This is a genomic window from Kitasatospora sp. NPDC088861, assembly GCF_044750105.1.
Taxonomy (GTDB): Bacteria; Actinomycetota; Actinomycetes; order Streptomycetales; family Streptomycetaceae; genus Kitasatospora.
The window spans coordinates 169,023-196,021 of the sequence record NZ_JBIVJF010000011.1 but is presented as its reverse complement, the minus strand read 5'-3'; the positions used below and the strand labels follow the sequence as shown (position 1 = coordinate 196,021).

At 73.1% G+C, this 26,999-nt stretch carries 31 protein-coding genes and 1 CRISPR repeat array; of the genes, 10 read left to right on the top strand and 21 right to left on the bottom strand.

What is annotated here, in order from left to right:
- The first annotated feature begins 1 nt into the window (after position 1).
- From cas1e to ACIP37_RS20570, 3 genes are all read left to right on the top strand, one after another.
- On the top strand, positions 2-1,024 hold the full coding sequence (gene cas1e / locus ACIP37_RS20580; protein WP_400808416.1) for a type I-E CRISPR-associated endonuclease Cas1e: 1,023 nt from the start codon (positions 2-4) through the stop codon (positions 1,022-1,024).
- Positions 1,021-1,299 carry a type I-E CRISPR-associated endoribonuclease Cas2e gene (cas2e, locus tag ACIP37_RS20575; RefSeq protein ID WP_400808413.1) on the top strand — a complete coding sequence of 93 codons (279 nt, stop codon included), beginning with the start codon at positions 1,021-1,023 and terminating at the stop codon, positions 1,297-1,299. Before cas1e ends, cas2e begins: the two co-directional genes overlap by 4 nt.
- A gap of 18 nt (positions 1,300-1,317) precedes the next feature.
- A CRISPR array of direct repeats spans positions 1,318-1,650; the repeat unit is 28 nt; unit sequence ATCGGCCCCGCACGCGCGGGGATTGCTC.
- 68 nt (positions 1,651-1,718) lie between these two features.
- Positions 1,719-2,108 carry a RidA family protein gene (locus ACIP37_RS20570; protein WP_363378571.1) on the top strand — a complete coding sequence of 130 codons (390 nt, stop codon included), beginning with the start codon at positions 1,719-1,721 and terminating at the stop codon, positions 2,106-2,108.
- Positions 2,109-2,195: 87 nt separating this feature from the next.
- Here ACIP37_RS20570 and ACIP37_RS20565 read toward each other — a convergent pair whose 3' ends face one another.
- Together ACIP37_RS20565 and ACIP37_RS20560 are read right to left on the bottom strand one after the other, a co-directional pair.
- Positions 2,196-2,822: a UbiX family flavin prenyltransferase gene (locus ACIP37_RS20565; RefSeq protein ID WP_400808409.1), complete on the bottom strand. Its 627-nt coding sequence runs from the start codon at positions 2,820-2,822 to the stop codon at positions 2,196-2,198.
- Between the two features lie 85 nt (positions 2,823-2,907).
- A complete protein-coding gene (locus ACIP37_RS20560) occupies positions 2,908-4,347 on the bottom strand; it encodes a UbiD family decarboxylase (protein ID WP_363583365.1) in 1,440 nt (479 codons plus the stop codon).
- Positions 4,348-4,561: 214 nt separating this feature from the next.
- Here ACIP37_RS20560 and ACIP37_RS20555 point away from each other — a divergent pair, with 214 nt between their 5' ends.
- Positions 4,562-5,620, top strand: coding sequence for an Lrp/AsnC family transcriptional regulator (locus ACIP37_RS20555; RefSeq protein WP_400808406.1), 1,059 nt, complete (start codon positions 4,562-4,564; stop codon positions 5,618-5,620).
- Positions 5,621-5,785: 165 nt separating this feature from the next.
- On the opposite strand, the gene ACIP37_RS20550 is transcribed toward ACIP37_RS20555, so the two are convergent.
- Positions 5,786-5,998, bottom strand: coding sequence for a cold-shock protein (locus ACIP37_RS20550; RefSeq protein WP_363583369.1), 213 nt, complete (start codon positions 5,996-5,998; stop codon positions 5,786-5,788).
- A gap of 273 nt (positions 5,999-6,271) precedes the next feature.
- On the opposite strand from ACIP37_RS20550, the gene ACIP37_RS20545 reads away from it, so the two are divergent.
- The 5 genes from ACIP37_RS20545 to ACIP37_RS20525 all read left to right on the top strand — a co-directional run bounded on the left by ACIP37_RS20545 (position 6,272) and on the right by ACIP37_RS20525 (position 11,658).
- Entirely contained in the window at positions 6,272-7,285 is a 1,014-nt protein-coding gene (locus ACIP37_RS20545; RefSeq protein ID WP_363629976.1) for a 3-oxoacyl-[acyl-carrier-protein] synthase III C-terminal domain-containing protein, read from the top strand.
- The gene (locus tag ACIP37_RS20540) at positions 7,282-8,025 is read left to right on the top strand and encodes a glycosyltransferase (RefSeq protein ID WP_363583373.1); all 744 of its coding nucleotides are present in this window, start codon (positions 7,282-7,284) and stop codon (positions 8,023-8,025) included. The genes ACIP37_RS20545 and ACIP37_RS20540 overlap by 4 nt, the downstream gene beginning before the upstream one ends.
- Positions 8,026-8,126: 101 nt before the next feature.
- The gene (locus ACIP37_RS20535; RefSeq protein ID WP_400808401.1) at positions 8,127-9,599 is read left to right on the top strand and encodes a class I adenylate-forming enzyme family protein; all 1,473 of its coding nucleotides are present in this window, start codon (positions 8,127-8,129) and stop codon (positions 9,597-9,599) included.
- Positions 9,596-10,747 carry a cytochrome P450 gene (locus ACIP37_RS20530; protein ID WP_400808398.1) on the top strand — a complete coding sequence of 384 codons (1,152 nt, stop codon included), beginning with the start codon at positions 9,596-9,598 and terminating at the stop codon, positions 10,745-10,747. Before ACIP37_RS20535 ends, ACIP37_RS20530 begins: the two co-directional genes overlap by 4 nt.
- Entirely contained in the window at positions 10,747-11,658 is a 912-nt protein-coding gene (locus ACIP37_RS20525) for an NAD-dependent epimerase/dehydratase family protein (protein WP_400844198.1), read from the top strand. Before ACIP37_RS20530 ends, ACIP37_RS20525 begins: the two co-directional genes overlap by 1 nt.
- Before the next feature lie 509 nt (positions 11,659-12,167).
- On the opposite strand, the gene ACIP37_RS20520 is transcribed toward ACIP37_RS20525, so the two are convergent.
- On the bottom strand, positions 12,168-13,133 hold the full coding sequence (locus ACIP37_RS20520) for a hypothetical protein (RefSeq protein WP_400808392.1): 966 nt from the start codon (positions 13,131-13,133) through the stop codon (positions 12,168-12,170).
- Entirely contained in the window at positions 13,130-13,462 is a 333-nt protein-coding gene (locus tag ACIP37_RS20515; protein ID WP_079136622.1) for a PadR family transcriptional regulator, read from the bottom strand. The genes ACIP37_RS20520 and ACIP37_RS20515 overlap by 4 nt, the downstream gene beginning before the upstream one ends.
- Positions 13,463-13,711: 249 nt before the next feature.
- Between ACIP37_RS20515 and ACIP37_RS20510 the strand changes: the two genes are divergently transcribed.
- The gene (locus ACIP37_RS20510; RefSeq protein WP_363629986.1) at positions 13,712-14,224 is read left to right on the top strand and encodes a GNAT family N-acetyltransferase; all 513 of its coding nucleotides are present in this window, start codon (positions 13,712-13,714) and stop codon (positions 14,222-14,224) included.
- Here the strand turns inward: ACIP37_RS20510 and ACIP37_RS20505 are convergent.
- From ACIP37_RS20505 to ACIP37_RS20430, 16 genes are all read right to left on the bottom strand, one after another.
- Positions 14,199-14,372 (bottom strand): hypothetical protein, encoded by a 174-nt coding sequence (locus tag ACIP37_RS20505; protein WP_400808389.1) that lies wholly within the window; start codon positions 14,370-14,372, stop codon positions 14,199-14,201. The genes ACIP37_RS20510 and ACIP37_RS20505 overlap by 26 nt on opposite strands.
- Before the next feature lie 66 nt (positions 14,373-14,438).
- Entirely contained in the window at positions 14,439-14,603 is a 165-nt protein-coding gene (locus tag ACIP37_RS20500; RefSeq protein ID WP_400335213.1) for a hypothetical protein, read from the bottom strand.
- Complete coding sequence (locus ACIP37_RS20495) at positions 14,600-15,130, bottom strand: GNAT family N-acetyltransferase (protein ID WP_400808386.1); 531 nt, start codon at positions 15,128-15,130, stop codon at positions 14,600-14,602. Before ACIP37_RS20495 ends, ACIP37_RS20500 begins: the two co-directional genes overlap by 4 nt.
- A gap of 109 nt (positions 15,131-15,239) precedes the next feature.
- A complete protein-coding gene (locus ACIP37_RS20490) occupies positions 15,240-16,574 on the bottom strand; it encodes a hypothetical protein (protein WP_400808383.1) in 1,335 nt (444 codons plus the stop codon).
- A 441-nt stretch (positions 16,575-17,015) separates the two neighbouring features.
- On the bottom strand, positions 17,016-17,864 hold the full coding sequence (locus ACIP37_RS20485; protein WP_400808380.1) for a class I SAM-dependent methyltransferase: 849 nt from the start codon (positions 17,862-17,864) through the stop codon (positions 17,016-17,018).
- Between the two features lie 229 nt (positions 17,865-18,093).
- A complete protein-coding gene (locus tag ACIP37_RS20480) occupies positions 18,094-18,543 on the bottom strand; it encodes a TIGR03618 family F420-dependent PPOX class oxidoreductase (RefSeq protein ID WP_363629994.1) in 450 nt (149 codons plus the stop codon).
- 117 nt (positions 18,544-18,660) lie between these two features.
- The gene (locus tag ACIP37_RS20475; protein ID WP_363583395.1) at positions 18,661-19,803 is read right to left on the bottom strand and encodes a Glu/Leu/Phe/Val dehydrogenase dimerization domain-containing protein; all 1,143 of its coding nucleotides are present in this window, start codon (positions 19,801-19,803) and stop codon (positions 18,661-18,663) included.
- Positions 19,804-19,835: 32 nt separating this feature from the next.
- Complete coding sequence (locus ACIP37_RS20470) at positions 19,836-20,051, bottom strand: MbtH family NRPS accessory protein (protein ID WP_363629998.1); 216 nt, start codon at positions 20,049-20,051, stop codon at positions 19,836-19,838.
- A 4-nt stretch (positions 20,052-20,055) separates the two neighbouring features.
- Entirely contained in the window at positions 20,056-20,883 is an 828-nt protein-coding gene (locus tag ACIP37_RS20465) for an indole-3-glycerol-phosphate synthase (protein ID WP_400808375.1), read from the bottom strand.
- Positions 20,884-21,558 carry an N-(5'-phosphoribosyl)anthranilate isomerase gene (locus ACIP37_RS20460; protein ID WP_400808372.1) on the bottom strand — a complete coding sequence of 225 codons (675 nt, stop codon included), beginning with the start codon at positions 21,556-21,558 and terminating at the stop codon, positions 20,884-20,886. It lies immediately after the preceding gene.
- A gap of 6 nt (positions 21,559-21,564) precedes the next feature.
- Positions 21,565-22,704 (bottom strand): acyl-CoA dehydrogenase family protein, encoded by a 1,140-nt coding sequence (locus ACIP37_RS20455; protein ID WP_400808369.1) that lies wholly within the window; start codon positions 22,702-22,704, stop codon positions 21,565-21,567.
- Between the two features lie 12 nt (positions 22,705-22,716).
- A complete protein-coding gene (locus ACIP37_RS20450; protein WP_331744348.1) occupies positions 22,717-23,091 on the bottom strand; it encodes an ectoine synthase in 375 nt (124 codons plus the stop codon).
- 108 nt (positions 23,092-23,199) lie between these two features.
- The gene (trpA, locus tag ACIP37_RS20445) at positions 23,200-24,003 is read right to left on the bottom strand and encodes a tryptophan synthase subunit alpha (protein WP_400808365.1); all 804 of its coding nucleotides are present in this window, start codon (positions 24,001-24,003) and stop codon (positions 23,200-23,202) included.
- A complete protein-coding gene (locus ACIP37_RS20440) occupies positions 24,000-25,067 on the bottom strand; it encodes an anthranilate phosphoribosyltransferase (protein ID WP_400808362.1) in 1,068 nt (355 codons plus the stop codon). Before ACIP37_RS20440 ends, trpA begins: the two co-directional genes overlap by 4 nt.
- Positions 25,068-25,069: 2 nt before the next feature.
- A complete protein-coding gene (locus ACIP37_RS20435; RefSeq protein WP_363583409.1) occupies positions 25,070-25,339 on the bottom strand; it encodes an acyl carrier protein in 270 nt (89 codons plus the stop codon).
- A complete protein-coding gene (locus ACIP37_RS20430) occupies positions 25,336-26,853 on the bottom strand; it encodes an AMP-binding protein (RefSeq protein ID WP_400808359.1) in 1,518 nt (505 codons plus the stop codon). The genes ACIP37_RS20435 and ACIP37_RS20430 overlap by 4 nt, the downstream gene beginning before the upstream one ends.
- Positions 26,854-26,999 lie beyond the last annotated feature (146 nt).

The following is a 26,999-nucleotide window of genomic DNA, read 5'->3' as shown; positions in this document are numbered from 1 at the left end:
GATGGCCGACATCTGGTGGAAAGCCCACCCCCACGACCTGCACCGCCTCGCCGACCGCGTCTCCAGCGTCTACGTCGAGCGCAGCCACATCGACCGCGACGAGAACGCCGTCGTCGTCATCAACAAGCGCGAGACCGTCCGGGTCCCGGCCGCCATGGTCGCCGTGATGCTCCTCGGCCCGGGCACCCGCATCACCCACGGCGCCGTCAACCTGCTCGCCGACTCCGGCACCACCGTGTGCTGGGTCGGCGAGCAGGGCGTGCGGATGTACGCCGCAGGACTCGGCCCCAGCCGTGGTGCGGCCCTCCTCAACCGGCAGGCCTGGCTGGTCAGTCGCACCAAGGAACGCCTCGCCGTCGCCCGGACCATGTACCGCATGCGCTTTCCCGGCGAGGACGTCAGCGCCGCCACCATGCAGCAACTGCGCGGCCGCGAGGGCGCCCGTATCCGCAAGCTCTACCAGGCCGAGTCCCGGCGCACCGGCGTCCCCTGGAACGGCCGGGTCTACAAGGCGGGCGACGCCTACGCCGCCGGCGACGACCTCAACCGCCTCCTGTCGGCCGGCAACGCGGCCCTCTACGGGATCTGCCACGCGGTCATCACCGGCCTGGGCGCCAGCCCCGGCCTCGGCTTCGTCCACACCGGCCTGGCGACCTCGTTCGTCCTCGACATCGCGGACCTCTACAAGGCCGAATACACCATCCCCCTCGCCTTCGACCTCGCCAAGCAGGGCCACGCCGAGGAACGCGACGCCCGGCTCGGCCTGCGCGACCGCATCGCCCAGGACAAGCTGCTCGGCCGCATCGTCCACGACGTCAAGGCCCTCCTCAGCCCGGACGGCACCGACATGCCGGACGTCGAGGTCAACGAACTCTGGGACGAACGCGTCGGCACGGTCCAGGGCGGAGTCAACTGGTCCGGGACGGAAGGCACACCGACGCCCCCGGTCTCCGACCCGGGCATGGGAGACGAACACCTGGCCATCATCGGCCCGGAGTTCACCCAGGACACGGACAGCCCATGACCGTCATCATCCTCATCGCCGCCCCCGAAGGCCTGCGCGGCCACCTCACCCGCTGGATGGTCGAAGTCAACGCCGGCGTCTTCGTCGGCACCCCCAGCCGCCGCATCCGCGACCGCCTCTGGGACCTCCTCGCCACCCGCATCGGCGACGGCCAAGCCGTCCTCGTCGAAGCCGCCACCAACGAACAGGGCTGGACCGTCCGCACCGCCGGCAAGGACCGCTGGAAGCCCGTCGACTTCGACGGACTGATCCTCTCAGCCCGCTCCCGCCGATAAACCCGCAGGTCACGAAGCATCGGCCCCGCACGCGCGGGGATTGCTCTGGCGCTGTCCTGGTCCTGCGCTGCCACCGCGAATCGGCCCCGCACGCGCGGGGATTGCTCCGCCCCCAGCACCTCGTCCAGGGTCAGCAGGCGATCGGCCCCGCACGCGCGGGGATTGCTCCCCCGAGGGGTACGTGCAGGAGCAGGCCGGAGAATCGGCCCCGTACGCGCGGGGATTGTTCGGTCCGCAAGGCCACCGACCCGGAGACCGGCGAATCGGCCCCGCACGCGCGGGGATTGCTCGTTCGATACCGACACCGGCTGACCAGCGACCTTATCGGCCCCGCACGCGTGGGGACGGGCTGCTTCAGGGGCGAAGTGCCCGGTGGAGGGCCTGTTTTCAGATGTGCGGTGCTCTGGGAGCATGGTGCGATGGATCATCGGCAGATAGTCAGTTCCGGCTCGCCTCTCGAACCTCAGATCGGCTTTTCCCGGGCAGTCCGCAAGGGGTCACACGTTGCAGTCGCGGGGACTGCTCCCATCGGGGACGGTGGGACGACGGTGGGGAAGGGCGATGTGTACGCCCAGACTGTCAGGTGTCTGGACATTGCGGAGGCCGCGCTGAAGGAGGCGGGGGCGTCGTTGGGGGACGTTGTGCGGACCCGTCTCATGCTCACCGATGTGACGCGCTGGAAGGAGGCCGCGCGAGCGCACGGGGAGCGGTTCGCGTCGGTCCGTCCGGTCTGCACCGTCGTTGAGGTTTCACGTTTCATCGATCCCGAATGGCTCGTTGAAGTGGAGATCGACGCCATCCTCGACTGATTCCGAAGAGCGCTGGTCGCGGCCACACGTGGGTGGCTGCGACCAGCGCTGTGGTGTTTCGTAGCGGGGGGGGTGTGCCGCGCGATGCTAGGGGTGGTGGCGGCGGGTGTCGGCCAGGCCCTGCCAGCGTTCCGCGATGTCGGCGGTGCCTGCGGGGAGGTCGAACTGGTCGAGGATGCGCATGACGATGTGGTCGACGAGGTCGCCGATGCCGTTCGGGATGTCGTAGAAGGCCGGCATCGGGGGGACGATGCGTACGCCCATCCGGGAGAGCGCGAGCATGTTCTCCAGGTGGATCTCGTTGAGGGGTGTCTCCCGGGGCACGAGGACCAGTGGGCGCCGTTCCTTGAGCGTGACGTCGGCTGCGCGGGCGATGAGGTTGTCGGCCATGCCGTGCCGGACGGCCGCGAGCGTCTTCATGCTGCACGGGACGATGGCCATGCCCGCGACCGGGTAGGAGCCGGAGGAGATGGTGGCGCCGAGGTCGCCGAACTTGTGTGTAACGTCGGCGAGTTCGGCGAAGCGCCGGGCGCTGTAGGGCGTCTCCACCTCGATGGTGGAGCGGGCCCAGGTGCTCAGGACGAGGTGGGTCTCCACCTGCGGTACCTCGCGCAGGACCTGTAGCAGGCGGACGGCGATCGGGGCGCCGGTGGCGCCGGTGACTCCGATGACGAGGCGGGTGGCGGGGGGTGTGGTGGGGGGTGTGGCGGACACAATGTGCTCCTGGCGTAGGGGGGAAGGGCCGGAGGGGAGGGTGAGGGAGGGGGCGCGCCGCTGCTCCCTCACCGCCCCCGGCGGGCTACAGCGCCAGGACGCCCGCCCAGCGTTCGCGCAGTCGCTCGCGGGTGGCCTGGTCGACGCGGTTGGCCGCCGGGTACCGGTCCTTCCACGCGAACGGCTTGCACGCGTCGATGAGCACGATGCCCATCGACAGGTCGCCGGTGGCGAGTCTGTCGGGTGCGAGCCGGGGGTCGATGGCGGTGGTGGGCGCACGCAGGACCTGGATGGACTCGGTCGGGTGGACGCGGGTGAACATCGCCCACAGGACGTGGTTGATGTCGGTGATGTCGATGTCCTCGTCGACCACGACGAAGTACCGTTCCATGCCGCCGGTGCGCTTGCGCCCGGCCGCCGCCAGCAGCGCGTGCATGGCGTCCCCCGCGCCGGTCTGCTCGATGGAGACGACCATCAGGAGCTGCCGGGCGTAGGCCCACACGCCCTTGACGTTCTGCACGCCGGACGCTTCCAGGTGGTCCCAGGTCAGCGACGCCGAGTAGAGCGGAACGGCCTGGTCGCCGGCCGGGATGGTCGGCAGCATGGGCGGGGCGCCCAGGATGATCGGGTCGTCGCGGTGCAGGATCCGGGTGACCCGGACGACGGTCTCCTGGCCCGAGTGCGTGTAGTAGCCGGTCCACTCCCCGAAGGGGCCCTCCAGGACGGACTCCTCCTCGACCGGCGGCAGTTCGCCCTCGATCACGATCTCGGCGTGCGCCGGGATCGGAAGCTCGCTGCCCGGCGCGTACAGGACCTCGACGCCCTCCCCGCGCAGCCCGCCCGCCAGGTCGTACTCCGACATCCCGGACGGTGCGGCGATCGCGGCGGCGGTCGACAGGATCGGGTCCTGGCCCACCACCACGGCGATCGGGCAGGTCTGGCCGCGCGCCCAGTACTTCTCGGCGATCGCCTTGGCGTGCCGGTTGCCGAGCATCCACAGCGACAGCCGGTCGCGGCCCTGGACGCAGGCCCGGTAGGTGCCGACGTTGACCCAGCCGCTGTCGGGGTCGCGGGTGATCACCATGCAGGCGGTGCCGATGTAGCGGCCGCCGTCCCTGTCGTGCCAGCGCGGGGTGGGGAAGATCCCGAGGTCCACGTCCTCGCCGACCAGGACGTTCTCCAGGACCGGGCCGGTGGCGACCTCCACCGGGGGAACGGGCTCGATCCGCTTGCTGAGGTCCTTCCAGGCCCGCACGATGTCGAGCTTGGGGGTGTCGTGCGGCAGCCCGAGCGCCACCGCGGTGCGGGCGGGCGTCCCCATGAAGTTGGTGAACACCCGGTACCCCGTGGGGAATCCCGGAATGTTGTCGAACATCAGGGCGGGGCCTTCCCGCTCCGCCAGCAGTTCGGTGATGCCTCCGATGTCCAGGTCCCGGTCGGCGCCGTCGATCTGGAGGACTTCGTCCTTCCCGAGGGCCTCGGTCAGGTGGTCGATGTAATGCCGAAGATCACGGAATGTGCTCATCTGTCGTCGGGGAGCCGGGTGGTGTGCCCGGATCTCCCCTCCTCCTCTTCCTCGCGGGTGGCGGCCGAGCCTCGGCGCGGCCGTCACGGGGATCGCAGTTCCGCGCGGACAGGCGCCGCGTCGGCCTGCGCACCGATGATCCGGATCGGCCGCGAGCGGACGCAACGAGTCCGGACGTAGGTGCCGGATACCGCCCCGGGTAGGGTCTGGATCCGTGGAATCCCTCAATCTCCGGCTGATCCACGCCCTGCAGATCGACGGGCGCGCCCCCCTGCGCCGGATCGCCTCGGTGCTGGGCGTCTCCGAGCAGGTCGTCGCCCGCCGCTACGCCGCGCTGCGCGAGAGCGCCGGGCTGCGCGTCATCGGCCGGCTCAACCCCCGGCCCGTCGGGCAGACCGTGTGGGCGCTGCGACTGCAGTCCGCCCCCGGCGCGTCGCTCGGCCTGGCCCGGGCCCTGGCCGCGCGGGAGGACACGCGGTGGGTCCAGCTCGCCTCCGGCGCCACCGAGATCATCTGCCATCTCGTGGCGCACCGCGACCGCGCCCAGGACGCGCCGGTGCAACTGCTCGACCGGCTCCCGGGGGTCACCTCGATCACCGCGCAGCGCGTGCTGCGGCTGTTCAAGGGCGGCCCGACCACCTGGGGCGCCCTGACCTGCGCGCTGGACCAGGACCAGCGGGACGCGCTCGCCCCCGCGTTCCCGCCGCCTGCCTTCCCACCCCCGAGGCTCCCGCCTTCCGACGCCCGGCCGTCGTCGCCGTCCTGGGCGCCGTCGCTGGAGCCCACCGGGCTCACCGAGCTCAACGACCTCGACCACACGCTGCTCGCCGCGCTGGCCCGCGACGGCCGTACGACGTACGCGGCGCTGGCCGCCGAGGCCCGCTGCCACGAGTCGACGGTGCGCCGCCGGATCGCCCACCTGCGCGCGGCCGGAGCGCTCTTCTTCGTCGTGGACGTCGACGAGCGGCTACTGGGCAGCCCGACCACCACCGCCATCTGGATGTCGGTGCGGCCCTCGCACCTCGCCGCCGTCGGCGCAGCCCTGGCGGAACACCCCGAAGTCGCCTACGCCGCCGCCACCACGGGGCGGACCAACCTCCTCGCCGCCGTCCTCTGCCCCGACGACGAGTACCTGTACGACTACCTGACCGACCGTCTCGGCGCCCTCCCGGGCATCGACACGGTCGAGACCGCCCCGATCGTCCGGACCCTCAAACGCGTCGGCACCGTCGGCCGCCACCGCAACCGGCCGGCCGGCACCCGGCGCGGCTGAGGACCGTCGAGACGTCGGGCGGCTGACCGCCCGGCGAGCCGGCCAGCCGTTCAGAACGGCTTGGGCGGCCCCGATCGAACGGAGGCCGCCCAGGGCGTGATCTCCCGCATCTCCCGCATCTCCCGTTCGGACCGGGGCCCGGGGGAGGAAGGGGAGGAACTGCTACTACCCCACCACCTGGACCTCGTCGGCCTGGAGCCCCTTCTGGCCCTGGACCGCCACGAAGGTCACCTTCTGGCCCTCAACCAGGGACTTGAAGCCGCTTCCCTGGATCGCCCGGAAGTGAACGAACAGGTCCGCTCCGGACTCCGGGGTGATGAAGCCGTAGCCCTTCTCGTCGTTGAACCACTTCACCGTGCCGTTCTGCCGCTCTGCCACAGCCACTCCTGTTTTCCGAGGATCGAGGATCTACGAGACGCAACATGCCGATCATGACAGGGCTCGGGGTCTCGGCGGGGCTGTAACGCGAAGTTGGTCGGCCGCTGCGGCGAGTAGCCACCCGGACCGGTGACGGCACCACGGGTGCTGCACGCGCCGGAGTCCCGGCAACCGTCCACCGTCCATCTGCGCAGACGTGATCGGGTAGCCCGGCGGGCCGGCCTGAGTACCCGTACTCAGGTCGGCCCGGTCGTGCCGCCGGAGCATGGGGGCATGCACACAGCAGCAACACCGAGGATCGGCATCACCGCCGTCGGCTCCCACCTGCCGGCCCGCCGGCTCACCTCCCAGCAGCTCCAGGACGAGGTCACCGCCGGCGGCCGACTCGCCCTGCCGGAGCGGATGTTCGAGAAGGCGACCGGCATCCGCACCCGGCACTTCGCCGCCGACGGCGAGTACGCCTCCACCCTGGCGGTCGGCGCCGCCCGACGCGCCCTCGCCGCCCGTGCACTGCGCCCGCAGGACGTGGACCTGCTGCTGTTCGCCTCCGCCACCCGGGACGTGTGCGAGCCCGCCACCGCCCACATCGTGCAGGCCGAACTCGGCACCCGTGCACACGCGTTGGACGTCAGCAACGCCTGCAACAGCTTCCTCAACGGGATCGACCTGGCCCGCGCGATGATCCTGGCCGGCCGGGCCCGGCGTGCCCTGGTCGTCACCGGCGAGACACCCAGCCGGGCCATGCTCCGCACGCCGTCCTCCCCGGCGGAGTTCCGGGACGGCTTCGCCGGCTACACCTTCGGCGACGCCGGGGCGGCCGTCGTCGTCGAGGCCGTGGAGCGGGGCGGCATCCTCGACGTCGGGACGGAGACGGCCTCCGAGCACTGGCCGGCCGGCGGCATCCCCGGCGGCGGCTCCCGCCACCCGCGCGGCGACGAGTACAGCTACTTCCGGGGCGGCGGCAAGGAACTGCGCGGCATCTTCGAGGAGATCGGTCCCGCTGCCCTGGCCCGGCTCGCCGCCCGCACCGGTCTCGGTTGGGACGACTACGCCCGGGTGCTGGTGCACCAGGTGACGATCCCCTACCTGGAACGCTTCGTCGAGCTGACCGGGGTGCCGGCCGGGAAGCTGGTCCTGACCGTGCCGGAACTCGGCAACGTGGCCAGTGCCACGCTGGGCGTGCAACTCGACCGAATACGCGGCACGTTGGCGCCTGGCGAGAAGGTGCTGCTGATCGGTCTCGGCGGTGGCGTCAGCCTCATGACCATGGTCTGGGAGGCTTCGTGAGGACCGACCTGTGGGTGGTGGTCCCCGCCTACCAGGAGGAGGCCCGGATCGAGGGCGTGCTGCGCGCCCTCACCGGCCAGCGCGACCGTAACTTCACCCTGCTCGTCGCCGACAACGGCTCCACCGACGGCACCGTCGCCCTGGTGCGGGCCTTCGCCGCCCACGCGCCGTTCCCGGTCGAGGTGGTGGTCGAGCGGGAGAAGGGCGTCGGCTCCGCGGTGGACACCGCCTTCCGGTACGCCATCGCCCACGGCGCCACCCTGCTCGCCCGCACCGACGCCGACTGCCTGCCCGAACCGGGCTGGACGGCCGCGGCCCGCGCAGGGCTGGTCGCCTCCGGCGGGCTGGTCTGCGGCCGGGTCGCCGCCCGCCACGACGAGCACGGCCCGGCCGGGCGCGCGGTGTTCCTGGCACTGGTCGCGCTCGGCGCCTTCTTCGGCCGGATCCGGCCCGCGCACCGCCGCCGACACGGCTACCTGACCCCGTACCGGATGCACGCGGGCAACAACATGGCGATCACCGCCGAGCTCTACCTCGCCGTCGGCGGCATGCCCCGGCGGCCCTCACCCACCGACCGGGCGTTCCTCAACAGGGTCCGCCGGCACACCACGGCGGTGGTGCGCCGCCGCGACATGGTGGTGCAGAACTCCACCCGGCGCATCCGCGCGTACGGCGTGGTGGGCACCGCGCGCTGGTACCTGGAGCGCGGCGCGGGGCCGCGCGCCGTCGACGTGCGCTGACAGCCCGCGCACCTCGCTCCTCACCGGCCCTTTCCCGACCGGACCCGCTCCGCTCCGCAGCCCGCAGCCCGCCACTCCGCAGCCCGCCGAAGGACCCCGCCATGCTCGACCGGCTCACCCACGCCCTGCGCACCGACCACCCCGACCGGCCCGCCGTCCTGCGCCACACCCGCCTGGGCACCGTCCGCCCGGTGATCCGCCGCGGCGAACTCGCCGACCTGGCCGACGGCTACGCCGCCGCGCTGCACGCCCACGGCCTCGGCCCCGGCGACACCGTCGGCGTCGCCGTCCGGCCCGGGCCGCGCGCACTGGCCGTCATGCTCGCCGCGCACCGGCTGGGCCTGCGCATCGCCGTCCTCGACCCGACCGCCGGGCCCGACGTGCTCGCCGCCCGGCTCACCCTGGCCAGCCCCGATCTCGTCCTCGCCGACGCCGCCGCCCAGGCCGTGGCCGGCTGGGCCGGGCCGCTCGCCCGCCGCGCCGACCTCGCCCTGCCCCGTCTCACCGCACTCGGGCCGGTCGCCACCCTGGGCCGCCGCCTGCCCGGCTGCGCGCCGCACCTGCGCCCTGCCGGCGCGACCCCGCCCGCCCGACCTGACGGCGGCCCGGAAACGGACGCGGTGATCGTCTTCACCTCCGGCACCACCGCGCGCCCGCGCGCCGTCGTCCACACCCGGGACGGGCTGGCCGCCGGGCTGCGCACCGTCGCCGACCTGGTCGACCCGCGCCCCGGGACGGTCGTCCTCGGCGGGACGTTCTTCGTCCTCGTCCCGGCCCTCGCCGCGGGCGCCGCCGTGGTGCTGCCCGCCCGCCGCCCCGCCGCGCTCGGCCGTCAACTCGCCCGCCTCGACCCCGCCCACACCTACCTCACCCCACCGCAACTGCGCGCCGCCCTCGCCGCCGGGGCCCGCTTCACCGGCCGGGTCTGGACGGGCTCGGCCCCGGCCGACGCCGCCCTGTTGCGCCGGGTCAAGCAGTCCGGCGCCCACCAGGCCTGGAGCGTCTACGCGCTCACCGAACTGTTCCCGGCCGCCGCCGTCGAGGAGGCGGACAAGAGCGCCCACGACGGGGACGGCGACCTGGTCGGAGCCCCCCTGCCCGGCGTCCGCGCCCGGATCGCCACCGGCGGTGAACTGCTGCTCACCGGCCCGGGCGCCCGCCACCGCTACCTCGGCGAGGACCCCGACCCCTGGGTGCGCACCGGCGACCGCGCCGCGCTCACCCCCGACGGACGGATCGTCCTCGCCGGCCGCCTCAAGGACATGGTGCTGCGCCGCGCCGAGAACATCTACCCCGGCCTGTACGAACCGGCGCTGCACCTGCCGGGCGTCGAACTCGCCGTCCTGGTCGGCGTTCCGGCCGGGGACGGCGACGAGCGGCTGGTCGCCCTCGTCCAGCCGTCGCCGGGTACCGACCCGCGGCGCCTGCGCGAGGCCCTGCGCCGACCGCTCGACCGGATGGCAGCGGCCCGGCCGGACGCCGTCCTGTTCGGCGAGGTCCCGCTCGCGGGCCGCTCCCGCAAGCCCGACCGGGCGGCGGCCGCCGCGCACTGCGCACGGGAGCTGGACCGGTGACCGACCCCGTGACCGCACCGATGACCGCACCGACGCCCGCATCGGTGCCCCCGCCGCCGCCCCCACCCGCCGCCGCCCGCCGGGCCCGCCGCCGGGACCGCCGGGTCTACCTGCGCAGCCACCCCCTGCTCTTCGCCCTGCTCGCCGCCACCCGCCGCCGCCCGGTGGTCCGGCTCGGCCGCACCGTGCTGGTGCACGGCACCGAGGCCTACCGCGAAGCGCTCACCCAGGTCCCGCTGGACCGCACCGCACCCGGCACCACCGGCGGCGCAGCGGCCGAACTCACCGTCGGCGGACTGCTGTTCGACCAGGACGGCGCCGAACACCGAAGCGCCCGCCGCGCCCTGGCCGGCGGCCTCGACACCGCCGCACAGCAACGGATCCGCCCGCACTGGCAGGCCGTGCTCGCGACGCGGATCCCGGACCTTGCCGCCGGCGAGCTCGAAATCGTCTCACTGGCGCGCGAGTTGGCCGGTGTCACGGCCGCCGCCCTGACCGGCGCGCAGTCCTGCCCGCACCGCCTCGCCCACGCCGCGGCCGACGCCGCCGCCCACGCCGCCCGCGACCACCTCCCGGGCCTCCGCCGCCGCGGCCCGGACGCGGTCGCCGCCACGGTCGCCGCCGCGGCCCGGCTCGCCGCCCTGCTGCCCGACGCGCCCGACGCGCCCGACGCACGTGACGCCATGGTGGCCGTCGCCGCCGTGAACACCACCGTCGCCGCACTGCCCCGGGCCGTCGCCTGGTGCTCCGACGCCGGGCTCTGGCCGACTGTGAGCGAGACGACCGCACCCCGCCTCGCCGCCGAACTCCTGCGCCTGACCGCCCCGTCCCCGCTGCTGCCCCGGGTCGCCGCCGCCGACACCACCCTCGCCGGGCACCCCGTACGGGCCGGCGACCGGCTGGTCCTGGTCGCCCGGCACGCCGCCCGGGCCCACCGCCGCGGCCCGGCCGACGATCCCGCCGCCACCCAGGCCGTCTTCGGCGCCGGCCCGCACGCCTGCCCCGGAGCCGGACTGGCCCGCGCCCTGCTCGCCGACCTCCTCCTGGCGCTCGCCCCCCACCACCCGGTCGTCACCCGCGCGCGGGTCGACCGCCGCAGCGCCCTGCCCGGCTACGCCGAACTCACCGTCCGACGGGGAAGATCCTGATGCACCTCGCCATCACCGGCGCCACCGGCTTCTGCGGCGCCCACCTCGCCCGCACCGCCGCCGCCCTGGGCCTCGAAGTCTCCTGCCACGGCCGCCGCCCCGGCCCGGTCGGCCGCCACCGCCCCTGGGACGCAGACGAGGGCGAGCCCGACTTCACCGGCGCCGACCTCGTCGTCCACTGCGCCGCCGCCGTCGCCGACCTGCCCCCGGGCGATCCCGCCGAAGCCCACCAGCACGCCGTCAACGTCACCGGCACCGAACGCGTCCTGCGCGCGGCCGGCGACCGCACCCTCGTCCACGTGAGCAGCGCCAGCGTCTACGACCCGCGCACCACCGCCCGCACCGCCCCCGCCGCCCCCGCCGCCGCCGTCACCGAGGACCACCCCACCGCCGCCGGCCACCTCAACGCCTACGGCCGCACCAAGGCCGCCGCCGAACGCCTCGCCCTCGCGGTCGGCGCCGTCGTCCTGCGCCCCCGCGCCGTCTACGGCCCCGGCGACCCCCACCTCGTCCCCCAACTGCTCGCCCGCGCCCGGCACGGCCTGCTCCCGCTGCCCGGCCGCGACATCCCGCTCAGCCTCACCGCCGTCGCCAACCTCACCGACGCCTGCCTGTCCGCCCTCGGCCTCACCGGCACCCCGCCCTGGCCGCCTGGCGCCTACAACATCGCCGACGCCACCCCCTACCGCCGCGACGACGCCCTGCGCCACGTCCTCGCCGCCCACCGCGTCCCCGCCCGCATCGCCCACCTCCCCGAACCCCTCGCCCGCCTCGCCGCCCGCACCACCCGCATCCCCGGACTCACCCCCTACACCGTCGACCTCCTCACCCGCAGCGTCGTCCTTGACCTCACCCGCGCCCGCGCCCAGGGCTGGACCCCCACCCACACCCTCACCGACTACCACCCCTGACACCCGGCCGGGCCCGGTTGCCGCGACCGTGTCCATCCGACCCGCCGAGCCGTACCTCGCAGACCCTCTCCGCGCCAACGACCGGTCAGGCCAGCTCGACGAATCGGTGGACGCGGAAGCACGTGAGGTGACATCGCCGCCTCGTGCCCGTCGTGGTCGGAGGTGCGCGGTGACCAGCGTCGAGGAACTGAGCATGCGGGCGACACTCGGTTCGACCCGGGTGGTGCCGGTGGTCGGTCACGCAGCGGACCGCCCACGGAACTCGCCGCCACGTCCGGTCGCCCCGGTCGCGGATGGAGTCGGGTGGTGGTTTCTCGGTAGGCCGTCAGTTCCAGCAAGGGCGCCTCGACATCGGTGCTGTCGAAGCCGTGAGCACAACGGCTGTTCCGACAGACCGATGTCCGGACCTACCGACCTTGTTGCAGCACCTCGGCGCGTCGGCCTTCGCCGAGCTCCGGCCGGCCGGACTCACCGGGGGAGAGGGCCAGGGCGTCCTGGCGCGGAGCCGGTCAGGGGCGGGAGACACGGCCCCGTCGGGGGAGACGGTCGATGAGGAGGATCGCGCTTCGGGCCGTCAGGTAGCCGAAGGCGGACGGGATGAGGAGCTGAGGCAGCATCGCCGCGACCGACGCGTGGCCGCCGAGGAGTACGGGGGTGAGTACGGGCGGCGCCGCCAGGACGGTCGCGGCCAGGGCCGCGTTCCCGGCCGTCCGGGCGGTGAAGGCCAGGGCGGCACCGGTGGCGAGCGGGGCCCAGGTGCCGAAGCCGGAGGTGAGGATCCGCTCGGCGGACTCGCCGGTGATCGTGGCGCCGATGCCCAGGGCCGTGACCGTGGCGGCGACCAGCCAGAGCCCGGCACCGGTCCTGCGGGTCCGGTCCGGCGGGGCGACCAGCAGGACGAGGGTGTTGAGCACGATCAGCCCGAACCCCCGGGGGCCGAGGCCGAGTTCGGCCGCGGTGCGGAAGTCGAGGTCGAGCAGCCCGAAGCGGCACATGGCGTAGAACAGCGGTGCCAGTACCAGCGACACCAGGGCCAGGGCCCGTGCGGCCGACCAGCGGCCGGCCACGACCGCGCAGGCCGTCAGCACAGCGGGGACGAGCAGCGACATCGCCGCCAGGAGCGCGCCTCCCACCGGGACTCCGGCGGGGAAGCCGGGGGACTCGGGGCTGATGGCGAGCCGCAGGTTCCGCCACAGGTAGGTCGCCGCGTACGTTCCGGCCAGCATCGCGGCGAGCGGCGCCGCGGTGGCGAACGCCCGGCCCGGCGGCCGGTGGGAGACCATCCCCAGCCGGAGCCGGGCCCCGTGCCCGGCTACGTCGGCCACCTCGCGCAGCCCCGCCGCGGAGCCGGAGCGGGCGATCCGGTGCTGGGCGAGGTCGGCGACCTCCGCGAGTGCACCGGCGCCGTAGGAAGCCGGGTACAGCCGGAGGGCCCGTTGCAGCAGGCGCGTGTTCAAGGGGTGCTTCGAGGTCATGCCGTGCCTCCTGCGGGACGGGTCCAGGTCTGCGTCAGGCGCCGGTCGGCCTCGCGCAGTGCGGAGCGGAGGCGTTCGGCCTCGTTCCTGAGCGACTGTTCACCGTCCGGGGTGAGGGCGAACACGCGCCGGGGGCGCCCGTCCACCGTCTCCTCGCGCTCGACGCGGATCAGCCCCTCGGCCAGGAGCCGGTCGAGGGTGCCGTACAGGCTGCCGGCGCCGAGCCGTACCCGGCCTTCGGAGATCGCGGCGACCTCGTCGCCGAGCGCGTAGCCGTGCCGGGGCCGGTCGGCCAGCGCGGTGAGGAGCAGGAAGGTCGGCTCCTGCATGGAGCGTTTGTTCTTCACGTTCCCCACCATAGTACGGTGACCGTAGTGTCTGGCAAGGCCCCTGTGAAACGGATCCGGGCTCACCAGGAGCTGCTGGAGCCGGTGGTGACGGCGTCGTCGACGGCGGGTGGCGGTGACGTTCGCCGAGCAAGGGGGTCGGCACTCCACGCGACGGAAATCCCGTGGCTGCTGTGGTCCACGAGGAGGAGGATCGCCCGCAGGCATGCCCACCCTCACCCCGGAGATCCCGTGTACGAGACCGAACGCCTGACCCTGCGCCAGTGGCGGCCCGCCGACCGCGACCGTGCGCTGGACATCTACTCCCGCTGGGAGGTCGCCCGGTGGCTGGGCGCGGAGCCGAAGGTGCTGGCGGACGAGGGGGCCGCGGAGGCGCTGATCGGGCGCTTCCGGGAACGGTCGGTGAACCCGCCGTTCGGGTGCTGGGCCGTGGAGCGGCGGGACACGGCAGTGCTGGTAGGCACGGTGCTGCTGGCGCCGATTCCGGACGGGGACGGCGCGGTGGAGGTGGGGTGGCACTTCCATCCCGACAGCTGGGGGAGCGGTTTCGCCACTGAGGCGGCCCAGGCTCTGGTGGCGGCCGGGTTCGCGAGCGGGCTGGCGGAGGTCCACGCGGTCGTTCGGCCGGGCAACGATCCTTCGATGGCGGTCTGCCGCCGGTTGGGGATGGCCGGGCGCGGACTGACTGACCGCTACTACGGGACCGAGATGGAGCAGTTCACCCTTTCGCGGCCTTCAGGATGACGAACGTCGGATCCACAAGGACCACCTGATCAGCGACGGCGGCGGTATCCCGTTCCGTGTGATCATCACCGCGGTCGACGTCAACGTCGTCATCCGGAGCCTCGCCCCGGCCGACGGCGCCCCACCCGTCGCCGACCGGATCGGCCACCCCGCAAGCGGCCCCGACGTCCCGGTCCCTGCAAGGCTCCGGGCGTCACCGAAGGCGCTGAGGCGGCTATGCCGCGCGGTGCAGTGCGTCCTTGTGCGCCGCCGCAAGCGCCTGCCCCGAGGTGGTGGCGAGGTCCGGCACGACACCCACGACTCGCTGGGGGAAGACGTACCCGGCCGTGATCCGGTCCAGGGCCAGGCCGATGATCTCCGTGTTGGTAGGTATGGTCACGGCCTCCACTCTTCGGCGAGGAGCCCGAGGACGGCCTCGTCCGCGAACTCGCCGCACACCCAGGCGGAGCGGCGGAGCGTTCCCTCCAGGGTGAAGCCGGCCCTGCGGGCGGCCGCGATCATCGGAGTGTTGTCGGCGAGGGTCTCCAGTTGCAGCCGGTGCAAGCCGCGTACCGCGAAGCCGTACTGGCAGAGCACCCTGACCACATCCGTGCCCAGGCCCCGGCCGCGCAGGCCCGGGCGCAGGGCGATCCCGAGGTGGGCGGTGCGGTTGTGGGTGTCGATGCCCCAGAGCACGGCCTCCCCGGCCAACTCCCCCGAGGCCAGCTCCAGTACGGAGAAGCAGGCCGCTTCCTCCGAGGGCGGGGTCAGCGCGTAGGGGGACTCTGCCGCGCCCGGCGAGATGGGCCGCCAGGGGCGGGAGTCGGCCCGGGATCGGACGGCGACGTCGTCGTACAGTTCGGTCTGCAGAACGGCTACGTCGCTCTCGTGGCGTGCGCGGAGGGCGATCTTGAGTCCTTGTATCATGTCACATTGTTATCAGGGCCGTGTCGGCCGCTCAACCGAATTGGACCCTCTCCGGCGCGTTGCACCGTCGCCGTCATCGGGAGTGCCGGAGAGGGGAGTTCGACCGGAGTCAGAGTGGCGGCAGGCGGCGGGCCAGGAGCTCCGCGCCGGTTCCGTTCAGGGTGCTGAACAGGACCGTCGTGCCGAGGGCGTCCACGCTGGGGGCGGTGGAGGCGCCGGGGCGCTGGCTGCCGTCGGCCGCCGTGCTGACGCGTTCGGTCCGGCCGGTCCACAGGTCGCGGCGGAAGACGTCCGCGACGCCGTTGGTGTCGCCGGGGACGAGGGCGGCGGAGTCGGAGGCGAAGTAGACCCAGCGGTCGTCGGCGGTCATGACGGCGGGCTGGGAGTCGACGGCGGAGACCGTGGTCACCGTGCCCGTGCGCAGGTCGCGGGCGTAGAGGCGGACCTGGACGACGTCCTGCTCGCGCTCGAAGACGCGGAAGAGGGCGTAGCGGCCGTCGGGGCTGAGGCGTCCGGCCTTGGCGGCGTCGCGCAGGGTGCCGGCGGCGTCGATGCTGGCGCCCTGGATCCGGCCGGTGCGCGCGTCGTAGGTGTAGAGCGGGAAGAGCTGCCGTGCGGGCGGGGGCTTGGTGGCGGCCGTGGCCGTTGTGGCCGTCGTGGGCGCGGTCGGCAGCAGGTTGGTCGCCTTGGAGCGGAAGGCGACGGTCTGGCCGTCGGCGCTGAGTGAGGGCTCGACCGAGCCGCCGTCGGCGGGGGCGCCGTCGCGGCCGGTGCTGACCAGACGGGTGGTGCCGGTCCGGCGGTCCGTCAGGTGGATGTTCTGGACGCCGGGCTGGACGCCGGGCTGGGTGCCGGGGGCGAGGTCGGAGCGGTCCGAGGTGTACGCGACGTACCGGCCGTCGGCGCTGATCGCCGGGTCGAGCGAGTTGCCGGCGCCGGTGCCCGCGCTGAGCGGTTCGGTGCGGCCGGTCCAGCGGTCGCGGACGTAGACGTCGAACCGGCCGCCGCCGTGCTGCCCCGGGACGACGTCGGCGGCGTTCGTGCTGAAGGCCACGTACCGGCCGTCGGCGCTGATCGCCGCCTGGTTGGTGGAGCCGTCGAGCTGGCCGCCGTCGTCGGCCACGCTCACCCGCTCGGTGTGCCCGGTCCACAGGTCGCGGACGAACACGTCGTACAGGCGGTTGGTGTCGCCGGGCACCAGGTTGGCGGCCAGCGAGGTGAAGAGGGCGTAGCGGCCGTCGGCGCTCAGGCCGAGCGGCTCCGACCAGTCGTCGGCCGGGGTGCCGTCGGGGGCGACGTTCACCGTGACGGTGCCCTCCGGGAGCGGCGCGGCCTGGGCCTGGGCCTGGACCTGGGCCGTGGTGGCGGCCAGGAGTGCGGCTGCCAGCACGCTGCCGGCCCGTACCGCCCACCGGCCGCGGGTCCTCGCGTTCGTCCGTTCCACCTGAACCGTCCTCCCCTTGCCTCGGGCCGTACCGCCTCCCGCCCCCGCCGGCCGGCTCGGGCCGAGCCAACCGCCCGGCCGTACCGGCGGTCAACGGGGCCGGACCGGTCATGGACACGATTTCGCCAACTCCCCTCCACCTCCCGACCACGGCGAATGCCGGTCCGGCCGGACCCGGTGGGCATGCCACCTGCGGGATCCGGGAGTTCGGGAATGACCGTTGACGAACCCTTTGCCGGAACGCGCTGGACGTGGCGGCCACGGTCCCGCACATCCGCGACCTCCAGCGGGACGTCCCCGCCGGCGGCCTGGATTCGTTCACGTGAAGTGGCAGCGTCCGGGCGGCTGTTGGGCGGATCAGGCTCCCCTGGAACCGATGATCCGGGGAACCGCAGAACCGCAGAACCGGAGAACCGGGGAACCGGGGAACCGGGAGGCGCCCTACCGGCGGACCGCCGAGACCAGTCCGCCGGGCTGCTCCTCGCGCTGCGCCGGGGTGCTGACCGGGCGGCCGTAGGCGGCGGCGCGCTCGCGCAGGGTGTGGCTGTCGGCCTCCCAGCCGTGCCCGGCCAGCCAGCGCACCGGGTCGTCGGGCATCTCCGAGACCCACATGGACGCCGCCGAGCCCGGCACGGCGTCCGCGCCGAAGCGCTCGATCACGCCGCGCGAGCCCAACGTCAGCCCCATCCGACTGCCTGCCGCCGACTGCGCGCTGATCCGGGCCAGCAGCAGCTCCACCGCGTCCTCGGGCAGATAGATCAGCAGTCCTTCGGCGATCCACACGGTCGGCGCGGCCGGGTCGTGCCCTGCGGCGGCCAGCGCGGCCGGCCAGTCCTCCCGCAGATCCGCCGCGACGGTGATCCGCTCGCAGCGTGCGACGGCCCGCTCCTGGCGCAGCACCGAGGCCTTGAAGTCCAGTGGCGCGGAGGTGTCGACCTCGAACAGCCGGGTGCCCTCGGGCCAGTCCATCCGGAAGGCGCGGCTGTCCATGCCGGCGCCGAGCAGTACGACCTGCCGGACCCCGGACGCGGAGGCCTGCCGCAACAGGTCGTCGAGGAACTTCGTCCTGATGACGATGGAGAACGACACGGTCAGTCGGCGGCGGCGCGCGGACTCGTCAGCGGGTGGCGGCGAGGAGGGCCACAGGCCGCCGGCGGTGGCGAAGGCCTGTGCCAGCGGGTCGCGGAACAACGCGTCCACCCGCTCGGTCTCCAGCGCCCGCACCCTGGCCACCCCCACCGCCGTGGCCCACACTCCCGACGGCTGCACCCGCTCCTGCTCATCAGTCACCGCGCCAGCCTAGATGATCGATCCCGAGGGGCCTGATGAGGGGAGCCGGGTTCACGCGCGGCCGGTCGCGCATGCGCGCACTGACCGCCGACCTTGAGTCGCTTCGGTCGCTTCGGTCGCTGACGAGTCGCTGCACTGGCCTCCGCACCGGCCTCCGCACCGGCCTCCGCACCGGCCTCCGGAACGGCGACCCGTCGCCGGGTCTCGATGACGACGCCCGGCAGGAGTGCTACTCAGGGGCAGGGACGGGCCCGCCGGGACGGAAGCGCTCCACCCCGACGATGTGCCGCACCTTGAGCGGGCGCACGATCACCGCGACCCGCTGCTCACCGGGCATGGTCCACTCGAAGCGTTCGACGCCCAGGTACTTGCGGGCCAGCCGGTCCATCCGGTCACGCGCCTCCTCGCCCTCGACGAAGCGGGCCACCACGCCACTGATCTGCACGCGGTCGAAGGGGTCGGTGGCGTCCGCGTGCGAGAGGTAGACGCGCGGGTCGCGACGGAGGTTCTCCTCCTTCACCCGCCCCACCGAGGTGTTGAACGTCAGTTCCCCCTCGCCCTCCAGATCCACCCACATCGGGCTGACCTGCGGTGCTCCGTCGGCGAACACGGTGCCGACGTACCAGATGTTGGGTGCCCGCAGCCGGGCGCGGACGGCTTCGTCGAATGTCGCGGTCATCCCGGGAGGCTAGCAACCACGAAGGGGGCGGTTCGCTTCGAGTAAAGCCACGTTCGAGTGAGGCCCGAGGGCGCGTCCTCCCGCCGGGTCACCGCTCGGCCGGCACCTCCCGCCGGGTCACCGCTCGGCCGGCACCTCCGGTTCGGAGGCGCCGGCCGGGGCTCCGCGCGAACCGAGGAGCTGCGCGACCGGATCGGCGCTGCCCGAGGCGCTCAGCTCCTGCACCAGCTCGCAGTTCCTGGCGATCCTGCTGGAGACCCATTCGCGCAGCCACTCGGACAGCTGCGGGAGCGGCAGGTCGGACGGGGCCAGCCCGGCGAGCACGCACCCGGTTGCCGCCGCTCCGCCGACGTTGACGACCACGTCCGGCAGGACGGTGTGGCCGGCCTCGCGCAGCAACCGGCGGGCGGGCGGGGTGCAGCTCAGGTTTCCGCCCTCGACCACCAGGCCGGCCCGGACCGCCGGCACCGCCTCCTCGTCGACCGCGGAGGCGGATGCCGCCAGCACCAGCACGTCGGCGTCGACGTGCAGCCACGCCTGGCCGGGCCCGTGGACGGTGACCCGGGCGGGCAGGCGGCTCCGGTCGATCGTGCCGTCGCTGCTGGTGAGCGCGGCGAGTTCGGCGACGGGCAGTCCGCGCTGGTCCTCGATGGTGCCCCGGACGTCGGCCACGGCCACCACCGAGTGGCCGTGGGCGGCCAGGTGGCCGGCCACCGCGCGCCCGACGGTGCCGAAGCCCTGGATCGCGATGCGCTGCGGGGTCCGCGCACCGGAGGCCCGTAGGGCCCCGAGCACCGCGACGGCCACGCCGAACCCGGTGATGTCGGCCATGTGGTCCCACAGTTCGGCCCAGTCGACGGTGAGACGGGTGGTGCCGGGGCGGCGGGTGACGTCGTACCCGGCGGCCTCGAAGGCGACCTGCCGGTCGGCGTAGGTGGTGCCCTGGTCGCACCCCAGGTACACCCCGCCGTGCAGCAGCGGGGCCGCGGCGCGGCCGAACCCCCGCATCACCGCCCGCCGTTCGACGGTGGCGCCCGGATCGGGTGCGATGCCGGCCTTGGCGCCACCGATGGGCAGGCCGACCAGTGCCAGCTTGTGGGTCATCGCCCTGGCGAGCCCGGTCAGCTCCTGTTCGGTCACCGTCCGGGTCATCCTGGTGCCGCCCAGGGCCAGGCCGTCGACCATGGAGTCGACGACGACCCAGCCCCGGGCCTGGCACCCCGGGAGGTTCAGGGTGGTGGAGAGCAGGGGCTCGGCCACCGGGCGTGCGCCGTGCGGTGCGAGCGTCCGGTTCACTGCGCACCGCCCTCCGGGACGGACCGCAGACGCAGGCTGCGGGGGCGCATGTCGGTCCACACGTGTTCGATGTGCGCGAGGCATTCGTCCTTCGCGCCCCGGACGCCGACCTCGCGCCAGCCCGCCGGCGACTCGCGGTCGGCGGACCAGATCGAGTACTGCTCCTCGTCGTTGACGACGACCTTCCACTGCTCGGATGCTTCGCTGGTCATGCCGTTACCTCCAGATGTCGGTGGTCGGGGGGTCCGCCGGGCGGCGGACGGGTGGAGCCGGTTCGCGGCCGGCGTCGAGACGGGTGCCAAGACGGGAGTCGAGGTGGGTGCCAAGACGGGAGTCGAGGTGGGTGCCAAGACGGGAGTCGAGGTGGGTGTCGAGGCCGTCCAGCCATTGCGGAAGGCTGGCGGCGCGCAGGAGGCCCGTTCCGATGAGTACACCGGCGAAGCCCTCACCGAGCAGGCGGGCGGCGTCATCGGGGCCGCGGATGGCCCCGGCACTCACCGGGCACCGGGTACCGCTGCCCAGCACCGCGGGCAGGAGTGACGAGCTTCGCCCGAGGTCGCCCGCGCCGCGTTCGCGGGTGGCGATGTCCTTGTTGTTCACCGCGACCACGCACTCCTCGGCGCGCGGCACGCGGCTGATCTCCTCCTCGGTGGTGACCTCGACGAACGGCGTCAGGCCCAGGCTCAGGCCGAGCTCGACCAGATGGCCCAGGGTGGTGCGCGGCAGCAGCGCGGCGGTGAGCAGGACCGCGGACGCGCCGCTCTCGCGGGCCTGGTGCAGTTGGCTCCGGCGGGTGATGAAGTCCTTCTGCAGCACGGGCAGGTCCGTCGCCGCCACGACCTCGTGCAGCAGGTCCGGGGTGCCGCCGAACCACTGGCCGGTCACCACGGACAGGCAGGGTGCGCCGACGTCCTGGTAGTCGGCGACCAGCCGGGCGGCCGACCTGTCACCGAACAGGTCGTGCCCGGCGGCGTCCTGCCGTTTGAGCTCCATGATCACCGGTCGGCGGGCGTCCAGCAGCGCCTCGATGAACGCGGCCGTCATCTAGGCCCTCGCTTTCGGATCACGCCAGCCGCGCCGTACGGCCGTGACCCGGTCGGCGCTCAGTCGTCCGTCGCCGTCCCTGGCCGCCGTGTCCACGTCGATGCCCAGGAACAGGGGGTGGTCCAGCACCGCCCGGTAGTCCTCCCGGTTGTCGGCCGAGATGCCGCCGGCCAGCAGGAAGGGCCGCGAGAGGCGGTCCGCGATCTCGATGACGGCCCCGCAGTCCGCCGGTTGCCCGGTGCTGCCGATCCGGCCGTCTCCGGCGACCGCGTCCAGCAGGAAGAGGTCCGTTCCGGCCCGCTCGTACGCCGCGATCAGGGACCGCTCCGCGCGGGTGTCCGTGCCGAGGTGCAGCACCTTGACCACGGTGAGGTCCGTGGTGCCCTTCAGGGCGCGGACCAGGCCCGGCGGCTGGTAGCCGTGCAGTTGGACCCACCGGACCCGGGCCGCGGCCGTCGCCGCGCGCAGCGTCTCGGCGTCGTTGAGGAAGGTCACGAGGACCGGATGCATGCGCGCCGTTCGGTGTACGGCGTCGGCGAGGGAGGTGAGTTGACTGAGCGTCAGGTCGGCACGGCCGCCTGGGACGCCGTGCCACAGGCCGACGAAGTCGGCTCCGGCGCTGTCGAGCGATGCCACGTCCTCGGCCGAGGCGGCTCCGCAGATCTTGACCAGCATCAGGTGTCACAACCCCAACATGGCGGCGATGCGGTTGCGTTGGATCTCCGACGTGCCCGAGTAGATCGGGCCGGCGACCGCGTCGCGCACGTCCTTCTCCAGTCCGTACTCGGCCAGGTACCCGCTGCCGCCGAAGATCTGCACGGCGGCCAGCGCGGAGGAGAGGTTGCTCTCGCTGGCGAGGACCTTGCTGACGGCGATGTCCCTCGTGACGTTCTCGCCCTCCGTCAGCCGGACGGCCGTGTCGTAGAGCCACTTCCGCGCGGTGTCCAAGCCGATGCTCATGTCCACGAGCTTGTGGGAGATCGACTGGTACGAGCCGATCGGACTGCCGAACTGGACGCGCTCCTTGGCGTACTCGACGCAGCGGTCGAGCCGGTAGCGCATCTGCCCGGTGTTGATGACGAAGGAGCAGAGGATCTCCCACTTCATCACGTGGTCCAGGACCAGGAACCCTGATCCGACCCGGCCGATCACGGCGGATGCGGGGATCCGGCAGTCGTCGAAGTGCAGTTCGCCCAGCGGCGCCGTCCGCAGCCCCATGGTGGCGACGGGCGGCCCGACGACGAGCCCCGGGGTGTCCCGCTCCACGACGAAGGCGGTGATGCTGAGCGGGCCGGCCTTCGGGTGGGTGCGCGCGTAGACCACGAACACGTCGGCCACCGGGCCGTTGGTGATGAAGGCCTTGCCGCCCCGCAGCACGAAGCCGTCGCCCTCGCGGGTGGCGGTGGTCCTCATCGCCAGCGCGTCGGAGCCGCTCTCGGTCTCGCTGATCGCGTGCGCCCCGATCGTCTCTCCCGAGCAGATCCCCGGCAGGTGGCGCGCCTTGAGCTCCGGCGAGCCGAACCGCTGCAGCGGGACTCCGACGCTGACCAGGTGGGTGGCGACCGAGAAGTTCAGTCCGCCGTCACGGCACCCGGTGCCGAGTTGTTCGAGCACGTGCATGGTGGTGAGCAGGTCCTGGCCCAGCCCGCCCCACTGCTCGTCGAACGGCAGGCCGAGGACTCCGGACCGCTGGATCAGCTTCCACTTGTCCCACGGGAAGGCGCCTTCCGCGTCCCCTTCGAGATGGCCCGAGCTGAGTTCCTCGCACCACTGGGCGATGCCCTCGCCCAGAGCGATCTGGTCGGCGTTCCAGCTGATCATCTGTCAGTCCTGTTAGTACTCGGAGAAATCGGTCGAGTCCAGGTTGTGGCGTTCGTCGCCGCGCAACGCGGGCGAGAACACGCACACCAGGCGGAGGTCCGCGTCCTGGTCCGCGATCAGGAAGTGGGCGTCGTGCAGGTCGAGCGCGTACAGCGTGCCCGGCTCGATCGGGTGGGACGTGCCGTCGGCGTTCACGACCTGCCCCGTTCCCTCGATGCAGTAGCAGGCCTCCAGATGACGGCGGTACTCCAGCCTCGACTTGGTGCCGGCGCGGACGGTGGTGTCCGTCATCGTGTAGCCCAGGCCGTCGGATTCGAGAAGGAACCTGCGGCTGAGCCCGTTGCCCCAGTCCACGGTGGTCACCTCGTCAAGGCGTCGGACGATCATCGGGTGTGCCTCCTAGCGGTTTGCCGAATCAGCGGTTTGCTGAATGAGTGGCTTGTTGAGTGAGCGGTTTGCTGAATGAGCAGTTTGTTGAGTGAGCGGCTTGCCGAATCAGCGGTTTGCTGAGTACGGCGAAACGGTCTGTACGAAGGTGTGGAACTCCTCGACCACGTCGGCCCCTTCGGCGAGGGCGTGCTCGATCCGGGCGACCCCGGCGCTGCCCACGACCGCGGCGTCGGCGCCGAGGCCGTGCAGCAGGTCGATGTCCGCCCGGGAGCGGACGCCGAATCCGACGGCGATCGGTACGGCGGTCGTCCTGCGCAGTGCGGCCAGCGCGTCGGCCAGCTCCTGGCGGTCGGCCGTGAGCTCGCCGCCGCTGCGGCCGTAGTGCGCCACCAGGTACAGGTACGCGGTGGCGGACTCGGCGGCTGCGGCCTTCACCTCGGCCGTCGACGCGGCGTAGCAGGTGGCGACCACGGGCAGCCCCGCCTCCTGCACCGCTTCGAGGTAGCCGGCCCGTAGCCGCGGCGGCAGGCCGTGGACCAGCAGGCCGTCGACGCCCGAGTCGGCGACCCGCCGGACGAAGCCGGGCACGGTCAGGCCTCTGACCGTGTGGCTCCAGTCGGCCAGCAGCGCCACCCGCAGGTGGCGCAGTCGGGGCAGGATCCCGCTGAGGAGTCCGAGCACCTCGTCGAGTCCGACGTCGTCGGCCAGGGCCCGCTGCGCCGATCGGCGGATGACCGGCCCGTCGGTGACCGAGTGGGGGAAGGGCACCGCCAGCTCCAGGCAGTCCACGCGGCAGTCGTCGAGCATCCGCATGACGTCGGCCAGGACGGGCAGCGGGGGATCTCCGGCGTTGAGGAACATCGCCAGGCCGGGCTGGTCCGGTGGCCGGCGTGCGAAGAACCCGCTCACCGCGCACGCGCCGTGGTTGTCACGCGGCGCGCCGGGTGCGCGCGCAAGCGGTCGACGAGGTCGCGGGCGGCGCCGCTGCGGAGGGCGTCGTCGGCCGCCCTGATCGCCTCCGGCCAGCCGTCGATCAGCCCGCTCGCGACGGCCAGGGCGGCGGCGTTCAGGCAGACGGTCCGCGTTGCGAGAGCCGTCCCGGCTCCGGAGAGCACGCCGAGGAAGTGGTCGACCACGTCCTCGCCCTCGCTGGTCGGCCGTAGTCCGGCGATCGCGCCGGTGCCCTCGCCGGTGCCGTCGCCGGGAGCCCCGGGAGCCTCGGCCCGCAGTCGGATCGCGTCGGTGCCGTCATTGGTGAGGACGACGTTGTCGACGGAGCTGACGAGCTCGTCGACTCCCAGCTCGTTGGAGCACAGCCAGATCCTCCGGTCGGCAACGGTGACGGCGACCTGGCCCAGAGTCGGCAGCAGCGAATGGTCCGAGACACCGACGAGCTGGGCGGAGACCGGCACCGCGGCCAGGAAGGGGCCGACGGAGTTGATGAATCCGCCGATCATCCGCAGGTCCATCGGCACGATGCTCCGGGCCAGCAGTGCCACCTCCCGCGGGTAGACGAAGTTCCCCGGGAAGGCGATGCCGAAGCGTTCCAGCAGGGCGTCGGTCTGCTCGTAGGAGGTGGTCGTTCCGATGCCGAGGCGGTCGAGCAGGTCGTGGGAGCCGCAGGTGCTCGTGTAGGCGCGGGATCCCGTCTTGACGATGCGCACGCCCAGGGCGGCGGCGACGAACGCCGCCGCGGTGGAGATGTTGAACGTGGCCGGCCCGCCTCCGGTGCCGACGATGTTGGCCGTGCGGTCCAGCCGCGCGGTGACGGCCGGCCGGCGCTCGTCCAGCGAGCGGAGCATGGCGACCAGCGTGTCCCGATCGGGCATCCGGGTGGACAGCGAGGACAGCAGCGCCACCGTCTCGCCGGAGCGGAGGGCGCCGTCACGCAGCTGGTCCCAGAAGGACCCCCACATCTCCTGGTCGACGACGGCGCGGTCCCGGTCGATCAGCGCTCGCAGCACCTCGTGCATGGCTAGTGGGCGTCCGTCCGGTGCTGCTGGGCCTGCTCGATGAACCTGCTGATCGAGCCGACCGAGCGGAAGCTGTCCGGGTCGAGGTCGAGGTCGATCTCCTCGACGCGCAGGTCGAAGCAGTCCTCGAGCCAGGCGATCGTCTTGAGCAGGCCGAGGCTGTCGATGACCCCGCCGTCCACGAGGTCGTAGTCGGAGTCCAGTTCGTTCGCGCCGACGTCCGGCAGGAACTCCTCGATGATGAACTGCGTGACTACCGCGGCGTGTTTCACGTGGCCGTTCCTTCGTTTGGCTGGGACGGGGAGCAGGCGGGCTGGAGGGGCGTGCGGTCGATCTTTCCGGTGGACGTCCTGGGCAGCGGGTCGTCCACGATCAGCAGGGTCGAGGGGACGGCGGTGAGCGGAAGCCGTTGTGCGCAGTGCCGGCGCAGCGCCAGCGAGTTCAGCCGGCTGTCCGGGGCGCGGCGGACCACGCTGCGCAGCAGGCGGCCGGCCACCGGGTCGGGCACGGTCACCACGGCCGCCTCGACGACGTCGGGATGGTCGAGCAGCACCTGCTCGACCTCGTGGGTGTTGACCCGCACGCCGCGGACCTTGACCTGGTGGTCGTTGCGGCCTTCCAGGGTGATGCGGCCGTCCCGGTCACGTCGCACGAGGTCGCCGCTGCGGAAGTAGCGCCGCGCCTCCCCGTCGTGGTGGTGGGTCGCGAACCTGTCCGCGTCCTGCTCCCGGTCCAGGTAGCCGTCGGTCTGGAACGGCGTCGCGACGTGGAGCTCGCCGGTCCCCGGCCCGGTCACGATCCCGCCGTCGGCACCGACGACCACCGCGTGGACTCCGGGCAGCGGGCGTCCGATCGGCACCGGGCCGTCCGCCGGCTCGGTGCCGTCGACCTCGTGCAGGAAGCTGTCGTTGGTCTCGGTACAGCCGTAGATGTTGTAGAACCGCGCGCCGCTGAACAGCTGCGGGAGTTCGGCCAGGCAGCGGGCGGGCATGCTGTCGCCGGTGAAGACGACGTGCTCGACCGTGTCGAGCCGCCGGCCGCTCCCGGCGGCCGCGTCGACCAGCAGCCGGTAGAACATCGGTACCGCCTGGACGAGTTGGACCGCGTGGCGGGACACGAGGTCCAGCAGGTAGCCCGGCTGGGTGGCCCGGGCCGGATCGACCAGGACGACGCGGCCGCCGTACTTGAGCGTGGTCCAGATGTCCAGCAGGCACAGGTCGAAGGTGAGCGGGGCGTAGTTGAGGACCGTCGTTCCCCGGCGGACGCCGAACCGCTCGCCGGCCCAGGTGGTGAAGCGGTCCACCGCCCCCGTGCTCAGTGGCACGATCTTCGGCCGCCCGGTGGAACCGGAGGTGGTGAACATGAAGGAGACGTCGGCGGGCTCCGTACGGCGCGGCGCCTCCGGTTCCGCCGGCCGGTCCGGGGCGCCCGGCCCGGGTCCGGGCGCCCGGGGGCTCTCCGGCGACAGGACGTGCCGGATCCCGGCCTGCTCGACCAACGTGTGGGGCGCCCTCCCCTCCGGCGTGGGCGCCGGCAGCAGCAGGAAGCGCCGCCCTTCCAGCAGGCAGGCGAGCATCAGGGCGATCGTCGAGGGCGACTTGGCGGCCGGGATGCCGACCGGCTCGTCCCCGCCCGGGGCGAGCCGGGCGATCCGGACGCGCTCCCGCTCCGCCAGCTGGTGGAGTTCACGGTAGGTCGTCTCTTCTCCGCGCCATATCAGCGCCGGATCACCGGGGTGGCCGGTGGCGTGCGAGACGAATGAACCCACCAGACTCTGCTGCTGCATCACGACTTCTCCGAGTTCATGCAACGGGGTGGGTTCATATACAACGGATGAGTTCATGCAGCGGGTTCACCGATCTTATTCGGAACAATGAAGGCCCGGCATGAAAGGGGCCCACCCGGCCGTCCCCTGGAGACAGAAGAATTATC

Excerpts from the sequence above, each read along its gene's own strand:
- cas1e (WP_400808416.1), top strand. The coding sequence starts at position 2 with ATGGCCGACATCTGGTGGAAAGCCCACCCCCACGACCTGCACCGCCTC.
- cas2e (WP_400808413.1), top strand. The coding sequence starts at position 1,021 with ATGACCGTCATCATCCTCATCGCCGCCCCCGAAGGCCTGCGCGGCCAC.
- ACIP37_RS20570 (WP_363378571.1), top strand. The coding sequence starts at position 1,719 with ATGGATCATCGGCAGATAGTCAGTTCCGGCTCGCCTCTCGAACCTCAG.
- ACIP37_RS20560 (WP_363583365.1), bottom strand. The coding sequence starts at position 4,347 with ATGAGCACATTCCGTGATCTTCGGCATTACATCGACCACCTGACCGAG.
- ACIP37_RS20545 (WP_363629976.1), top strand. The coding sequence starts at position 6,272 with ATGCACACAGCAGCAACACCGAGGATCGGCATCACCGCCGTCGGCTCC.
- ACIP37_RS20535 (WP_400808401.1), top strand. The coding sequence starts at position 8,127 with ATGCTCGACCGGCTCACCCACGCCCTGCGCACCGACCACCCCGACCGG.
- ACIP37_RS20525 (WP_400844198.1), top strand. The coding sequence starts at position 10,747 with ATGCACCTCGCCATCACCGGCGCCACCGGCTTCTGCGGCGCCCACCTC.
- ACIP37_RS20520 (WP_400808392.1), bottom strand. The coding sequence starts at position 13,133 with ATGACCTCGAAGCACCCCTTGAACACGCGCCTGCTGCAACGGGCCCTC.
- ACIP37_RS20515 (WP_079136622.1), bottom strand. The coding sequence starts at position 13,462 with ATGCAGGAGCCGACCTTCCTGCTCCTCACCGCGCTGGCCGACCGGCCC.
- ACIP37_RS20495 (WP_400808386.1), bottom strand. The coding sequence starts at position 15,130 with ATGATACAAGGACTCAAGATCGCCCTCCGCGCACGCCACGAGAGCGAC.
- ACIP37_RS20480 (WP_363629994.1), bottom strand. The coding sequence starts at position 18,543 with ATGACCGCGACATTCGACGAAGCCGTCCGCGCCCGGCTGCGGGCACCC.
- ACIP37_RS20470 (WP_363629998.1), bottom strand. The coding sequence starts at position 20,051 with ATGACCAGCGAAGCATCCGAGCAGTGGAAGGTCGTCGTCAACGACGAG.
- ACIP37_RS20465 (WP_400808375.1), bottom strand. The coding sequence starts at position 20,883 with ATGACGGCCGCGTTCATCGAGGCGCTGCTGGACGCCCGCCGACCGGTG.
- ACIP37_RS20460 (WP_400808372.1), bottom strand. The coding sequence starts at position 21,558 with ATGCTGGTCAAGATCTGCGGAGCCGCCTCGGCCGAGGACGTGGCATCG.
- ACIP37_RS20455 (WP_400808369.1), bottom strand. The coding sequence starts at position 22,704 with ATGATCAGCTGGAACGCCGACCAGATCGCTCTGGGCGAGGGCATCGCC.
- ACIP37_RS20450 (WP_331744348.1), bottom strand. The coding sequence starts at position 23,091 with ATGATCGTCCGACGCCTTGACGAGGTGACCACCGTGGACTGGGGCAAC.
- ACIP37_RS20440 (WP_400808362.1), bottom strand. The coding sequence starts at position 25,067 with ATGCACGAGGTGCTGCGAGCGCTGATCGACCGGGACCGCGCCGTCGTC.
- ACIP37_RS20430 (WP_400808359.1), bottom strand. The coding sequence starts at position 26,853 with ATGCAGCAGCAGAGTCTGGTGGGTTCATTCGTCTCGCACGCCACCGGC.